The organism is Methylosinus sp. RM1 (genome assembly GCF_011378635.1).
GTDB classification, from domain to species: Bacteria; Pseudomonadota; Alphaproteobacteria; order Rhizobiales; family Beijerinckiaceae; genus Methylosinus; species Methylosinus sporium.
The window spans coordinates 82,916-95,726 of sequence record NZ_WOVC01000009.1 but is presented as its reverse complement, the minus strand read 5'-3'; the positions used below and the strand labels follow the sequence as shown (position 1 = coordinate 95,726).

At 65.5% G+C, this 12,811-nt stretch carries 14 protein-coding genes; 2 read left to right on the top strand and 12 right to left on the bottom strand.

Translation table 11 applies throughout. The features are described 5' to 3' along the window. Window positions 1–27 precede the first annotated feature (27 nt). Window positions 28–402, bottom strand: a complete 375-nt coding sequence (locus tag FMZ75_RS08645; RefSeq protein WP_142862631.1) for a hypothetical protein — start codon at window positions 400–402, stop codon at window positions 28–30. Between the two features lie 90 nt (window positions 403–492). On the opposite strand from FMZ75_RS08645, the gene FMZ75_RS08640 reads away from it, so the two are divergent. After that, window positions 493–837 (top strand): AbrB/MazE/SpoVT family DNA-binding domain-containing protein, encoded by a 345-nt coding sequence (locus tag FMZ75_RS08640; protein ID WP_246659809.1) that lies wholly within the window; start codon window positions 493–495, stop codon window positions 835–837. 17 nt (window positions 838–854) lie between these two features. Here FMZ75_RS08640 and FMZ75_RS08635 read toward each other — a convergent pair whose 3' ends face one another. The 6 genes from FMZ75_RS08635 to rpmH all read right to left on the bottom strand — a co-directional run bounded on the left by FMZ75_RS08635 (window position 855) and on the right by rpmH (window position 5,933). Further along, window positions 855–1,589 (bottom strand): pyrimidine 5'-nucleotidase, encoded by a 735-nt coding sequence (locus FMZ75_RS08635; RefSeq protein WP_142862632.1) that lies wholly within the window; start codon window positions 1,587–1,589, stop codon window positions 855–857. A gap of 93 nt (window positions 1,590–1,682) precedes the next feature. Beyond that, entirely contained in the window at window positions 1,683–2,567 is an 885-nt protein-coding gene (gene argB, locus FMZ75_RS08630; RefSeq protein ID WP_166142223.1) for an acetylglutamate kinase, read from the bottom strand. Window positions 2,568–2,802: 235 nt separating this feature from the next. After that, complete coding sequence (gene yihA / locus FMZ75_RS08625; protein WP_166142221.1) at window positions 2,803–3,465, bottom strand: ribosome biogenesis GTP-binding protein YihA/YsxC; 663 nt, start codon at window positions 3,463–3,465, stop codon at window positions 2,803–2,805. A gap of 32 nt (window positions 3,466–3,497) precedes the next feature. Continuing rightward, window positions 3,498–5,342 carry a membrane protein insertase YidC gene (gene yidC / locus FMZ75_RS08620; RefSeq protein ID WP_166142219.1) on the bottom strand — a complete coding sequence of 615 codons (1,845 nt, stop codon included), beginning with the start codon at window positions 5,340–5,342 and terminating at the stop codon, window positions 3,498–3,500. Continuing rightward, on the bottom strand, window positions 5,339–5,761 hold the full coding sequence (rnpA, locus tag FMZ75_RS08615; RefSeq protein WP_166142217.1) for a ribonuclease P protein component: 423 nt from the start codon (window positions 5,759–5,761) through the stop codon (window positions 5,339–5,341). The genes yidC and rnpA overlap by 4 nt, the downstream gene beginning before the upstream one ends. Window positions 5,762–5,798: 37 nt before the next feature. Continuing rightward, the gene (gene rpmH / locus FMZ75_RS08610) at window positions 5,799–5,933 is read right to left on the bottom strand and encodes a 50S ribosomal protein L34 (RefSeq protein WP_024878470.1); all 135 of its coding nucleotides are present in this window, start codon (window positions 5,931–5,933) and stop codon (window positions 5,799–5,801) included. A gap of 626 nt (window positions 5,934–6,559) precedes the next feature. On the opposite strand from rpmH, the gene ctrA reads away from it, so the two are divergent. Then, entirely contained in the window at window positions 6,560–7,261 is a 702-nt protein-coding gene (gene ctrA, locus FMZ75_RS08605; RefSeq protein WP_108917056.1) for a response regulator transcription factor CtrA, read from the top strand. Between the two features lie 178 nt (window positions 7,262–7,439). Here the strand turns inward: ctrA and FMZ75_RS08600 are convergent, their stop codons facing one another. The 5 genes from FMZ75_RS08600 to chpT form a co-directional block, all read right to left on the bottom strand. After that, window positions 7,440–8,264: a protein-glutamate O-methyltransferase CheR gene (locus FMZ75_RS08600; protein ID WP_166142215.1), complete on the bottom strand. Its 825-nt coding sequence runs from the start codon at window positions 8,262–8,264 to the stop codon at window positions 7,440–7,442. A gap of 109 nt (window positions 8,265–8,373) precedes the next feature. Beyond that, window positions 8,374–8,739, bottom strand: coding sequence for a response regulator (locus FMZ75_RS08595; RefSeq protein WP_166142213.1), 366 nt, complete (start codon window positions 8,737–8,739; stop codon window positions 8,374–8,376). Beyond that, window positions 8,739–9,281 (bottom strand): chemotaxis protein CheW, encoded by a 543-nt coding sequence (locus tag FMZ75_RS08590; protein WP_166142211.1) that lies wholly within the window; start codon window positions 9,279–9,281, stop codon window positions 8,739–8,741. Before FMZ75_RS08590 ends, FMZ75_RS08595 begins: the two co-directional genes overlap by 1 nt. Next, window positions 9,278–11,884 (bottom strand): chemotaxis protein CheW, encoded by a 2,607-nt coding sequence (locus FMZ75_RS08585; protein ID WP_166142209.1) that lies wholly within the window; start codon window positions 11,882–11,884, stop codon window positions 9,278–9,280. The genes FMZ75_RS08590 and FMZ75_RS08585 overlap by 4 nt, the downstream gene beginning before the upstream one ends. A gap of 158 nt (window positions 11,885–12,042) precedes the next feature. Then, the gene (chpT, locus tag FMZ75_RS08580) at window positions 12,043–12,732 is read right to left on the bottom strand and encodes a histidine phosphotransferase ChpT (RefSeq protein ID WP_108917051.1); all 690 of its coding nucleotides are present in this window, start codon (window positions 12,730–12,732) and stop codon (window positions 12,043–12,045) included. Window positions 12,733–12,811 lie beyond the last annotated feature (79 nt).

The window sequence follows — 12,811 nt, the reverse complement described above, 5'->3', positions numbered from 1 at the left end:
GGCGAGAGAGCCGCGATTCGTTTCGGATCAGGAGAGGGAAGGCGGCGCGCGCGACGACCAGGTGCTGGCCCAGCCGAGCGGCGTCGAGGATTCGGCCGCGTCGGCGCTGCGTGGCGCAAGGCGCCAATCCGGTTCGGGCGGCGAGATCGCGGTCACGCACCAGAGCGCCGCGAGGATCAGCGCGGCGCCACGCGCGCCGAGCGTGCAGAACATGCAGCGCTCGCAAGAGGAGTGGCCGTTCAGCGGATTTTCGGCGCCGTTCTGGCCAGCGCAGCGCTCGGTCGCCGTCGCGTGAATTTCGGTCCAGCCGGCGGCGCCGCTTGTTTGTTCCGCGAGAGTGGTGCCAGCGGCGACGATGAAGCCTTGCAGCATGAGCAGGCAGGCGAGCACGCGCGCGATCACGCTCGCTCTCAAATGCCGATGTGCCCCCGCTCGCATCATTGCCGCATTGAAGAGAGCGGGTGCTCCACAGTCAAGGCGACGTTGCAAAGAATGCTGTTCCGTTGCGGAAATGTGACAGTTTCTGAACGGGATGGGAAAACGGCTCGACGACGCGGCGTCCCGGTCGTAGGCTTCGAAGCTGTAGATAAGCGAGGTTTCCTGATGCGAGCGATCGTCGAAAAATGGGGCAGCTCCGCAGCCGTGCGCATAGCTTCGGCCGTCATGGAGCAGGCGCGCCTCGAGATCGGCCAGACTGTCGAGTTGCGCGTCGAAGGCGGCCGCGTTGTGATCGAGCCGCTTACAGCGCCCGAATGCTCTCTCGATGATCTACTCGCCGGGGTGACGCCAGAAAACCTGCATGACGAGGAAAGCTTCGGGCCGCCTGCTGTCCGATGACGGCGAAGATCAGGCCTCTACTGGGGTTGTGACGTCGCCGTCAGCCCCTCCAAAAACCCAGCGAGATCATTGGTCGTAAAATCCACATGCGGCTCGCGACCATGGGCGATCTCCCAGGATTCGCGCTTTTCTTCATGGCCGGCTTCCGGCGTCACCAGCACGGTGGTCATGCCGCGCGCATGGGGGATGATGAGATTGCGCGCTATGTCCTCGAAAAGGGCGGAGCGCTTCGGCTCGACGGCGTGGCGATCGAAGAAGCGCTCATAGGCGCCCTCATGCGGCTTGGCGATGAAATCGGCCGCGACGATATCGAACACATCTTCGAAAATATGATCGATGGCGAGCTGCTTCGCCGTATCGAGCGCATGTTCGCGCGAGCCATTGGTGAGGATGAGCTTGCGGCCCGGCAGCGCCGCGATCGCCGCCGCCAGCGAATGATTTGGCGGCAGCGACGAGCGATCGATGTCATGGACGAATTTCAAAAATGCGTCGGCGTCGACGCCATGCTCGGTCATCAGCCCGCGCAGAGTCGTGCCGTAATGCTTGTAATAATGCTTCTGCAGCGCGCGCGACGACATTCCGTCGAGGCCGAACAGGCGGATCATGAACAAAGTGATTCGATGATCGATCTTCGGCCAGAGGTCCGACGACGCCGGATAGAGCGTGTTGTCGAGGTCGAAGACCCATGTGTCGACATGGGCGAAGCGATTGGCGATGGTCAGCAGGCGCGGCTCGTCGGCGGGCTCCGTCATCGCGCGCGCCGCCCCGTGCGTGGGGCGACGCGATCCGGAGCCGTGAGGCGGCTCCAGGATCGCATCGTCGCCACGCGCTTCGCTGTCAACGCCTCACCTCGTTATCAGCGTGCCGGCGCCATGGTCGGTCAAAAGCTCGATCAGCACCGCATGAGGCAGCTTGCCGTCGAGAATGACGACGCCTTCGACGCCGCGCTCGATCGCATACATGCAGGTCTCGACCTTGGGGATCATGCCGCCGGTGATGGTGCCGTCGGCGACGAGGCCTGGAATATCCTCGACCTTCAGCTCCTTGATGAGCTGCTTGTTCTTGTCCAGCACGCCGGGAACGTCGGTGAGGAACAAGAGCCGCTTGGCGCCGAGCGCGCCGGCGATGGCGCCGGCGAAAGTGTCGGCGTTGATATTGTAGGTCTCGCCGTCGAGGCCCTGCGCCACCGGCGCGAGCACGGGGATCAGCTCGCGGCCGAGCACTTGGTCGAGCACTGTGGTGTCGACCTTGGCCACCTCGCCGACGAAGCCGAGATCGATCGCCTTGCCGTCCTCATGATTGGCGCGCGCGAGCTTCTCGGCCGTCACCATGCGGCCGTCCTTGCCGCAAAGGCCGATCGCGCGGCCGCCCTCGGAATTGATGAAGCCGACGATCTGCTTGTTGATATAGCCGGCGAGCACCATTTCGACGATTTCCATCGTCGCCTTGTCGGTGACGCGCAGCCCGTCGGCGAATTCGGATTTTATGCCGAGCTTGCCGAGCATGGCGCCGATCTGCGGGCCGCCGCCATGCACGACCACGGGGTTCACGCCCGATTGCTCGAGCAGCACCATGTCGCGGGAGAAGTCGCGCGCGACCTTGTCGTCGCCCATGGCGTGGCCGCCATATTTCACCACGACTGTCGCTTCGTCATAGCGCAGCATATGGGGCAGCGCCTGCATCAGAATACGGGCTTGCTGGAGCGCGCTGTCGGCCGAATCCTCGGTCATGGGTCCGCCTAATGGTGAGAGAACACGCCAATCGAGCGAATGACCGACGCCCCACCTCCCCCTCGAGGGGGGAGGTCGAGCGCCGAAGGCGCTCGGGAGGGGGTGACGCCCCGAGTCTCGGGCTTGCACCCCACCCCGTCCGGCTTCGCCGGTCGACCCTCCCCCTGCAAGGGGAGGGTGGGCGCGGCGACGCTTCATTCGAATGAGGTGGTTAGAACCGACGAGGCTGCAATATTCAAGCGTTTCGTTCGGCCAGCAGCCGCGCGATCCCGGCGCGAAGCTCCGTCACGCCGTCGCCCGTGCGGGAGGAGGTGACAGCGAGGCGCGGGAAGGCGGCCGGGCGCTTGGCCAGCGCGGCCTCCACGGCGGCGACGGCGGCCTCGCGCTCGGAGACCTTCAGCTCGTCATACTTCGTCAGCACGATCTGATAGGAGACCGCGGCGCGGTCGAGCAGATCGAACATCTCTTCATCGAGATCCTTCACGCCGCGGCGGCTGTCGATGAGCACGAAGACGCGCGCCAGCGAGGCGCGGCCGCGCAGAAACTCCTCCATCAGCCGTGTCCAATTGGCGATCTTCTCCTTGCCGACGGCGGCGTAGCCATAGCCCGGCATATCGACGAGGCGCAGCGGCTCCGCGCCCGGCGCAGCGCCGAGAGCGAAGAAATTGAGCTGCTGCGTGCGCCCCGGCGTGTTGGAGACGCGGGCCAAGGTCTTGCGGCCGGTGAGAGCGTTGAGGAGGGAGGATTTGCCGACATTGGAGCGGCCCGCGAAGGCGATCTCCGGCGGGCCGATCGGCGGCAAATCGCCGGATTTCGCGCTGGCGAATATGAAATCGCACGGGCCGGCGAAGAGCAGCCGGCCCGGCTCGGTGAAATCCTCGTCGCGGGTTTCGTTCAAAGCGTGATCCAAGGGTGCGGCGCGCCCTGCGATCAGGCGGCCTTTTTGAAGGTGAACGTCTTTTTCAGATTGTCCCACAGCTCGAACTTCACGCCCGCGCGCTTCATGATGACCCATTGCTGCGCGACCGAGAGCACATTGTTCCAGGTCCAATAGATCACGAGGCCGGAGGCGAAGCTGCCGAGCGAGAAGGTGAAGATCACCGGCATCCAGCCGAAAGCCATTTTCTGGATTTCGTCGGTCGGCTCCGGATTCATCTTCATCTGCACCCACATGGAGACGCCCATGACGAGCGGCCAGACGCCGAGCCACAGAAACGAGCCGAAGACCGGAATATGGGTCGGATCGAAGGGGATGAGGCCGAAGAGGTTGAAGATATTGGTCGGGTCCGGCGCCGAGAGGTCCTTGATCCAGCCATAGAAGGGCGCATGGCGCATTTCGATGGTGATGATCAGAACCTTGTAGAGCGAGAAGAACACCGGAATTTGCAGCAAAGCAGGGAGGCAGCCGCCGGCGGGATTGACCTTCTCGCGGCGGAACAGCTCCATCTGCTCGCGGCTCATCGCCTGCTTGTCGCTGCCGTATTTTTCCTTCAGCGCCTGAATCTTGGGCTGAATTTCCTTCATCTTGGCGACGGCCAGATAGCTCTTGTTGGCGAGCGGCAGGAAGGCGATCTTGACGAGCACGGTGACGGCCAGAATGGCGAGGCCGAAATTGCCGAGCACATGGAACAGGCTGTCGATGATGCGGAACATCGGCCGGGTGAGGAAGTAGAACCATCCCCAATCGATGAGCCGGTCGAAGAGCTTGATGCCCTGGCCCTCATAGGCGTCGAGCGTGTCGACGACCTTGGCGCCGGCGAAGATGCGCGACGCGACCGAGCCCGAGGCGCCCGGCGCGATCGTCAGCGGCGCCTCGACCGTATCGGCCTGATAGGCCTTGGCCGTTCCGGCGCCCGAAGCCGAGAAGCGCGCCACCAGCGGCCGATCCTGCTGCGGCACCAGCACGGCCGCCCAATATTTCTCGGTGAAGCCGAGCCAGCCGCCGGTCGCCTCGAAAGATTTCGTGGCGTGCGGCTCTTTCTCGACCTTGTCGAATTTCAGCTCCTGCAGGCCGGCCTCGCCCAAGACGCCGACGAAGCCTTCGTGCAGAACGGCGTAGCCGGCGCTCGGAAACGCGCCGATGCGCGACACGCGCAGATAGGGATAGAGGGTGACGGGGCTCTGGCCGTGATTCTCGACGCTGTCGGTCACCGAGAACATATATTGATCGTCGATCGCGATTTTGCGCTTGAAGACGAGGCCCTGGCCATTGTCGAAGGACAGCGTCAGCGGCTGGCCGACGGTGAGCTGATCGCGATCGGCGCTCCACAGCGATTCGCTGGTCGGCAGAGCGGGCGGCGCCGTGTCCTTGTCGGAGGCGAGAAAGCCCGATTCGGCGTAATAGGGCTGCGGCGCGCCCTCGGGCGAGAGCAGCACGATGATCGGGCTCGTGGGATCGACGGTCTCGTGATAGTTTTTCAGCGAGACGTCGTCGATGCGTCCGCCTTTCAGCGCGATCGAGCCGGAAATGGAGGGCGTGTCGATGGAGACGCGCTTGCTCTCGGCGAGCGCGGCCTCGCGCGTCTTGGGCGCGGGCCGAGCGGCGGCGACGTTCTGCTGTGGCTGCCGGGCGGCCGGGGGCGCGGCTTTGTCGGCGGCGGACTGATCGGCGGGCTTGGCGGCCGGCTTTTGCGCCGCGGGCCTCTGCTGCTGCGCGAGCTGCGCTTCCTTCTGCTGCTGCTCGAGCTTGGGGAAAGCGTAGAAATAATCCCAGCCGGCGATCGCCAGCATCGACAGGCCGGCCGCTATGAGGACATTCTTCGTATATTCGTTCATGACGCCTGCGGCCTGTCTTTGGAGTTGCGATGGTGGCGCCGGGTCTTGTCGCCCGGCCTGAGCTTCGTCAGTCCGTCCGCGATTTGCGCCGTCAATTCCAGAAAAGGCGCCGTCAATGCCTCGGGCCGGGCGACGAAGACATAATCATAGCCCGGGAGACCGGATGCGCCACAGAGCCGCAGGGCCTCTCTCAATCGGCGCCGGATACGGTTGCGGCCGACGGCGCCGGCGACTTTCTTCGTCACGGTGAAGCCGAAGCGCGGCGCCTCCGCATCTTCGCCCTCTCGGGCCGCCGCCTGCAGCTTGAAGGCGCGCGCGCCGCGACTGAGCCCGCTCTTGGCGGCGCGCAGAAACTCGCGCCGTTTTCGCAGGCGTCGCGGTTTCGTCTTCCGCGTTTCGGCCGGGATGTTCTCGCTCATGCCTCTCGTCCTCGTTCGGCCGAGAAGCCTGCGAAAATCAGGCGGACAGGCGCTTGCGTCCGCGGGCGCGGCGCGCCGCGAGGACATTGCGGCCGCCGACGGTCGCCATGCGGGCGCGAAAGCCGTGGCGGCGCTTGCGCACCAATTTGCTGGGTTGATAAGTTCTCTTCACCTTGGGTCTCCGCTCGCTCAGGTCGCCGATCGAAGAGCCGTCCCGCCGCGCGCGCCGACAGCGCTCGCGTCGACATCGCCCTCGCGCCGACAGCTCGTCATCGGCCGGCCGCCGCCACGGCCCTCGATCTTGTGTTCAGGTCTCGTCGGGCGTCTCGCCCGCGGCCGGCTGCATCCGCATTTTTGCGGGCGCGCAAGCCCCCGCACGAAACGCGTCTTTCCGACGCCGCGCCGGCATATAGGAGAAAGCCCGCGCATAAGTCAATCACGCAGCGCAGCGCGAACCGTGGCGTCGCGGGGCTTTCGTGAAGCTTTCGCCGCGGAGTTTGCGTAGCGCCGGAGCGCTTCGCAGCCGCGCGAGCGGCTTGTATAAATGAGGGAGCCGGTCGATTCGTCCCCCTCGAGAGACGCTGTTCTGGCTCGTGGCGGCTCCTCCGGCCGTCGACGATCGAGGTTCTGGTTTGCCGCCGGGCCGAAGGTCAGGGTTTGTTAACCATTACCGCTTAGCGTTTCGACAAATAGACATAGAACTCGGCGCGCGCCCGACGAATCTCGGCGCATCGTCGACGCTCGGGCGGCGCGACGGCGTCCGGGGGCAGATTTGGTGGAGCTGGGTGGGGATCGAAAATGCGCGTTTTACTGATAGAGGATGACAGCGCGACCGCTCAAAGCATCGAGCTCATGCTCAAATCCGAGAATTTCAACGTCTATACGACGGACCTCGGAGAAGAGGGCATCGATCTCGGAAAGCTCTACGATTACGACATCATCCTGCTCGATTTGAATCTGCCCGACATGTCCGGCTATGAGGTGCTGCGCACCTTGCGGGTCGCCAAGGTCAAGACGCCGATTCTGATCCTGTCCGGCCTCGCCGGCATAGAGGACAAGGTGAAGGGTCTGGGCTTCGGCGCTGACGATTATCTGACGAAGCCCTTCCACAAGGACGAGCTGGTGGCGCGCATTCACGCCATCGTGCGCCGCTCCAAGGGCCACGCCCAATCGGTCATCACCACGGGCGATCTCGTCGTCAATCTGGACCAGAAGACGGTGGAGGTCTCCGGCGCCCGCGTGCATCTGACCGGCAAGGAATATCAGATGCTCGAGCTGCTCTCGCTGCGCAAGGGCACGACGCTCACCAAGGAGATGTTCCTCAACCATCTCTACGGCGGCATGGACGAGCCGGAGCTCAAGATCATCGACGTGTTCATCTGTAAGCTGCGCAAGAAGCTCGCCAACGCCAGCGAAGGCCGTAACTACATCGAGACGGTGTGGGGCCGCGGCTATGTGCTGCGCGAGCCGAGCGAAGCCGACGAGCGCATCACCGCTTGAGCCCGAAGCCGGAGCGACGAAATGCAAAGGGGCCCTCGCCGGGCCCCTTTGCATTTTTGCCGCTCATCTGGCTTCGAGAGCGTTTCCAGCCGAAGCGGACGCTGGCTCGGCGTTGGAAACGCGTCGAAACGAGAACTCATGAGATCGGCTGCCCGAATCGCGCCCGAAGCCGCGCGGATCACGCGATGGCGGCGCGGCGCCGGCGTGGCAGAATGCGGCAGTCGCCGGAGGTCGATGTCGTGAAGCGCTCGTCGAACTCCATCGTCTCCGCCGCGCCGAGAATCAGCACGCCGTCTTCCGCCAGGGCGCCGAACAGGCGCGTCATGACGTCGCGCCGCACATCGGGCTCGAAATACATGAGCACATTGCGGCAAAAGACGATGTCGTAAGGTCCGGCGTCGCGAAATTCGTCGAGCAGATTGAGCTTTTGGAAGGCGACGCGCGCCCGCAGCGCGTCATTGACGCGCCAATATCCTTTGAAGGGCTCGAGGTGGCGCAGCAGCCGCGCCGCGGTGAGGCCCCTCTGCGCCTCGAACTGGCTATAGACGCCCCGCCGCGCCGTCTCCAGAGCCAGTTCCGAAATATCCGTCGCCAGGATCTCGATCGTCCAGTCCTCGAGATCGGGCTCCGACTCGGCGAGCGCCATGGCGATGGAATAGGGCTCCTGTCCGGTCGAGCAGGCGGCCGACCAAATGCGCAGGCGGCGCCGCTCGCCGCGCCGCGCCATCAGTTCGGGAAGCCATTCCTGCCTCAGCTTCTCGAAGGGAACGCGGTCGCGGAAAAACGAGGTTTCGTTATTCGTCATCGCTTCGACGACGCGCTGCAGCAGCGCCTCGTCCTCGTGCTTTTCGATGAGGCGCATGAGCATGGCAAGATCGCGGCATTCATGCGCCCGCATGATCGGCTCGAGCCGGCTCTGGGCGAAGTAGAGCTTGTCGGCGTCGAGCGAAATGCCGGCGACCGAGCCGATGAGGCGCCGCAGGCGCGCGAAGGCGAGGCTCATTCCAGCCTCCCCGCCGCAGTCTCCGCGCCGGGTCGAAAAACGCGGACCGCCGCCCGTTTCCGCATTGCGCCGTCGCTCGCGAGAGCGTCCCTGTTCCTGCCGTTCGGGCTCAGATGACGCCGATATCCTCGAGCTTCGACCGCACCACATGCTGGTCGAAGGGCTTCATGATATATTCGTCGGCGCCGGCGTCCATCGCCAGAGCGATATGGCTCGCCTCGTTCTCCGTGGTGCAGAACACCACTTTGGGACCCGCCCCGCCGGGCATTTTGCGCAGCGCGCGCAGGAATTCGACGCCGTCCATCTCCGGCATGTTCCAGTCGAGCAGGATCGCATCCGGCATCGCCTGCTCGCAGGCGACCAGCGCCTTGCGGCCGTTCTCCGCCTCGATGGTGGAAAATTGCATTCCTTCGAGAATGCGGCGCGCGACTTTGCGGATGACCGCAGAATCGTCCACGACCAGAATCTGCTTCATTAGTCTCCTCCTCGGGATGCGTCTCTCGAATGGCCGTCGCGGCCGCCGCTCTCGCTCTGCCTCGACAGGCGCCGCACCAGCGCCGGAATGTCGAGGATCGGCAGGAAATCGTCGTCGAGGCGGTAGCAGGCGTTGGTGGCGTCGATGAATTGCTGTCCGACATGGGTCGGGCAGACCATGCGCTCGTCCTCCTCGCAGGTGACGACGTCGCCGGTCTCGTCGATGAGCAGAGCGTAGCGCTCGCCATTGTGCTCTATGCAGACGGCGAGCTTCGAATCGGGTCGGTCGCCGCCGTCGAGCTCGAGACAGCGATCGAGCCGCAGCGCGGTGACGATGCGGCCGCGCAGATTGGCGAGGCCGGCGATCTCGCGCGGCGCCAGCGGGACCGGCGTCACTTTGTCGACATGGAAGATCGTCTTCACGCATTCGACCGGCAGGCCGAAGCTCTGACCGCGCACCTTTATGGTGAAATTGCGGGTCGGCCGCTTGGGCGCGTCGATCGGCCGGCGGCGTCCATTGGTCTCGCGTTGCTGCTGCGTCATGCGGCGAGCTCCGACATGATGCGCAATTCGAGATCGCGCGGCGCTGTGTCCGCCTTGTCGAGCAGGCGGCCGACGCATTCGATGAGCGCGCGGCGATCGAATTTGCCGGTGACGGAAGCGATGCCGCAGGCTTTCGCGGCGGCGAGCACGCTCGGCGCGGCTTGCGCCGCGAGCGCCACCACCGGCAGATCGGCGAGGCCGGGCAGCTCATGCAGCGCGCGGGCGAAATTATAGCCGTCCATCTCCGGCATGTCGGTATCCGTCACCACGGCTTCGACGGCGAGCCCTTTGCGCAAGAAGGAGAGGGCTTCCGGCGCCGAGGCCGCGGTCGTCACCTCATAGCCGGCGGAGCCGAGAATCGGCGCCAGCATGTCGCGGAAGAAGGCCTTGTCGTCGACGAGCAGAATGCGATGCCGCTTGCTGACGCCGCGCGCCACGGCGGCGGGGCAGGCGATGCGCATGTAGTAAGTGGCGTCGAGAAATTCGACGATCTCGCCGCCGAGCTGGATCGAGCCGAGGATATGCGGGGAATTGCTCTCCCGCTGCAGATCGAGAATTTCGTCGGTCACGTCGACGATATCCTCTATGAGCAGGCCCATGGACTGGCCCGCGCCGGACAGCACCAGGATCGGGCTGGAGGGGCGGTCGAGCGACACATCCGCCGTCGCCGGAATGATCGGCAGAAGGCTGTCGCGATAGGCCATGACGAAAGCCCCGTCCGAAGGGATCAGCCGCTCGCGCGGCACATCCTCTATGCGCAGAACGAGGGACAGAGGCAGCGCCTTCAGCGGGCCCGGGCCCGCCTTGACCAGTATGATCCGCGTCTTCTCCGCCCGCGGCGTGAAGGCTTCCGGCGTCGCCGCTTCGGCCGGGCGCTCGGCCAGCCGCTGCAATCCGCCATGTTCGAGCAGCGCGGCCGGATCGAGAATGAGCACGACGGATCCGTCGCCGAGGATCGTCTGGCCCGAGAACACGCCGAGACGCGCCAGCGCGCTCACCAGCGGCTCGATGACGACTTCCTGCACATCGGCGATCGTCTCGACCAGCAGGCCGAAACGCGCGGCGCCGACGCGCAGCACGACGACGAAGCCGTCGCGCGTCTCCTCCTCGGCCGGGCGGCCGAGCGCGAGCGTCGTGGAGAGATCGAGCAGCGGCAGCACGTCATTGCGCAGGCGCAGCACCGGCGCGTCATGAATATATTGGATCGCGTGCTCGAAACCGTCGCCGACGCCGACGAGCTCGACAACGGTCATCTGCGGTATGGCGAAGCGGGAGCCGTTGCTGGTCAGGATCAGCGCCGGCGTGATGGCGAGCGTCAGCGGAATGCGCAGCGTCACGCAGGCGCCCCGGCCATAGCGCGAGGTCAGCGAGACGGAGCCGCCGATCGACTGGATATTCTCGCGCACCACATCCATGCCGACGCCGCGGCCGGAGACCTTGGTGACGCCGTCCGCCGTCGAGAAGCCGGGCGTGAAGACGAATTCGAACAGCTCGCTGTCGGTGAATTTGGAGATGTCCGCCTCGCCGACGAGCCCATTGGCCAGCGCCTTGGCGTGGATGCGCGCGACGTCGAGCCCGCGGCCGTCGTCGGCGATGTCGATGATGATCTGGCCGGCGTCATAGGCGGCGCGCACGGTGATGACGCCGGTTTCGTTCTTGCCGATGCGCGCGCGCTCGGCCGGCGGCTCTATGCCGTGATCGGCGCTATTGCGGATGATATGGGTCAGCGGCGCGCGAATGAGCTCGATCACCTGCCGGTCGAGCTCGGTGTCGGAGCCTTCCGTCGTGATGACGATCTTCTTGCCGAGATCATGGGCGAGATCGCGCACGAGGCGCGGCAGCGTCGAGAACAGCCGTCCGACCGGCTGCATCCGCGCGCTCATCACCGCATCCTGCAAATCGCTGGTGATATTGGACAGCGTCTGCACCGTGCTGCTCATCGCCTCGTCGCCGCCGGCCCAGGCGCTCGACAATTCGAGCAGCCGATTGCGGGTGGAGACGAGCTCGGAGACGATGCCCATCAGCCGGTCGAGCACATTGACCGAGACGCGCACCGTCTCGCCGATATGGGCGACGCCGGCGGCGTGCGCCTCGTTCGGCGGCTGCGCGGCGCGCGGTCCCGCGAGCGGCGCGGCGAGGTCCGTTTCGGCGATTTCGGCCGCCGGCGGCTCGGCCTCGCCGAGGCGCGCGCGTCGCGTCGCGTCCTCCAGCGCGACGACGAGCTCCTCGTCGTCGCCCGCGGGCTCTTCCTCGGAACGGCCCATTTCCGCGAGAATTTCCTTCAGGCGGTCCACGGCGGCGAAGATCAGCGTGACATGCGAGGCGCGGACCGGCGCGCCGTCGCGCAGCGCGCCGATGAGCGCCTCGGTCGAATGGGTCAGCCGGCCGACGCGCGGCAGCTTCAAAAAGCCGCTGGTGCCTTTGATCGTATGCACATGGCGGAAGAGGCTGGCGATGAGCGCCCGATCGCTCGGGTCCTTCTCGAGACAGACGAGCTCCATCGTCGCCGCATCGATGTGCTCGGCGGTCTCGACGAGGAAATCGTTGAGAAGTTCGTCCATGGCGTCGTCGATCTCGGGCCGCATGAGCAGCGTCGACGCCATTCTTGACGCATTCTGGTTAAGAGAAGTGAAATTCCCACGCTCGAGGTCGAAGGCGCGGGCTTTCTGTGGTCGTCGAAGCGCAGAAAGGCCGCGAGTTCTCGTTCCGACGCGTTTCAAGCGCCGAACCGGCGTCCGCTTCGGCCGGAGACGCTCTCGTCTCAGGCCTCGAGCGCCGTCGGCGTCTCGATCTCCTGCTCCGCCTGCGCGGCGGCCGGCCGCGCGGTGATGGTCACATGCTCCGGCTCTGTGGAGATTTCGACCTCGAGCCCGCTCGCCTTTGCGACGAGGCCGGCGTAATAGGCCTGAATGGCGCGCGCGTCGACGACGCCCTCCTCCGGCTCGCCGGCCAGCAGGGCCGGAATCGCCGCGGCGATGCGGGCATTCACGCCCTTCGACTCGAGGGTGAAGGCGACCTCGTCTCCGGCGCCGGTGGAGGCGACCGAGATGACGCCGCCGCGCGGAATCGCCGCATCGGCGATCAGGCAGAGATTGAGCAGCAATTTCACCTTGTTCTTCGACATCAGCACGCGCGGCACGCTCCATTCGAGCTTGGTGCGCTCGTCGGCGAGCAGCTGGCGCGTCACATGCTCGGCGTCGCCGGTGTCGATCTCGGCGCCCTTGGAGCCGGCGGCGCCGAAGGCGAGGCGGCAGAATTGCAGCCGGGCGGACGCCTCCGCCGCGCTGGATTTGATGAGCGCCAGCGCATGGCCGCGCATCTCGGCGTCCTTCTCCTCCTCCAGCACCTCCAGTCCATTGACGATGGCGCCGACGGGCGAGATCACGTCATGGCAGACGCGGGAGGAGAGCAGCGCGGCGAGATCGAGGGAGTCGAGCGCGAATTTGGTCATGAGGCCATCCGAATGATCTGCCGGAACGCCATGGAGCGGCCCCGGCCAGAGCGGGAACGCGGCTAAAACGAATCACCCG

Coding starts and splice junctions, on each gene's coding strand:
- rnpA (WP_166142217.1), bottom strand. CDS start 5,761: ATGAGCGAGAACATCCCGGCCGAAACGCGGAAGACGAAACCGCGACGC.
- yidC (WP_166142219.1), bottom strand. CDS start 5,342: ATGAACGAATATACGAAGAATGTCCTCATAGCGGCCGGCCTGTCGATG.
- FMZ75_RS08640 (WP_246659809.1), top strand. CDS start 493: ATGCTGTTCCGTTGCGGAAATGTGACAGTTTCTGAACGGGATGGGAAA.
- chpT (WP_108917051.1), bottom strand. CDS start 12,732: ATGACCAAATTCGCGCTCGACTCCCTCGATCTCGCCGCGCTGCTCTCC.
- FMZ75_RS08585 (WP_166142209.1), bottom strand. CDS start 11,884: ATGGCGTCGACGCTGCTCATGCGGCCCGAGATCGACGACGCCATGGAC.
- argB (WP_166142223.1), bottom strand. CDS start 2,567: ATGACCGAGGATTCGGCCGACAGCGCGCTCCAGCAAGCCCGTATTCTG.
- FMZ75_RS08635 (WP_142862632.1), bottom strand. CDS start 1,589: ATGACGGAGCCCGCCGACGAGCCGCGCCTGCTGACCATCGCCAATCGC.
- ctrA (WP_108917056.1), top strand. CDS start 6,560: ATGCGCGTTTTACTGATAGAGGATGACAGCGCGACCGCTCAAAGCATC.
- FMZ75_RS08590 (WP_166142211.1), bottom strand. CDS start 9,281: ATGACGCAGCAGCAACGCGAGACCAATGGACGCCGCCGGCCGATCGAC.
- FMZ75_RS08600 (WP_166142215.1), bottom strand. CDS start 8,264: ATGAGCCTCGCCTTCGCGCGCCTGCGGCGCCTCATCGGCTCGGTCGCC.
- FMZ75_RS08595 (WP_166142213.1), bottom strand. CDS start 8,739: ATGAAGCAGATTCTGGTCGTGGACGATTCTGCGGTCATCCGCAAAGTC.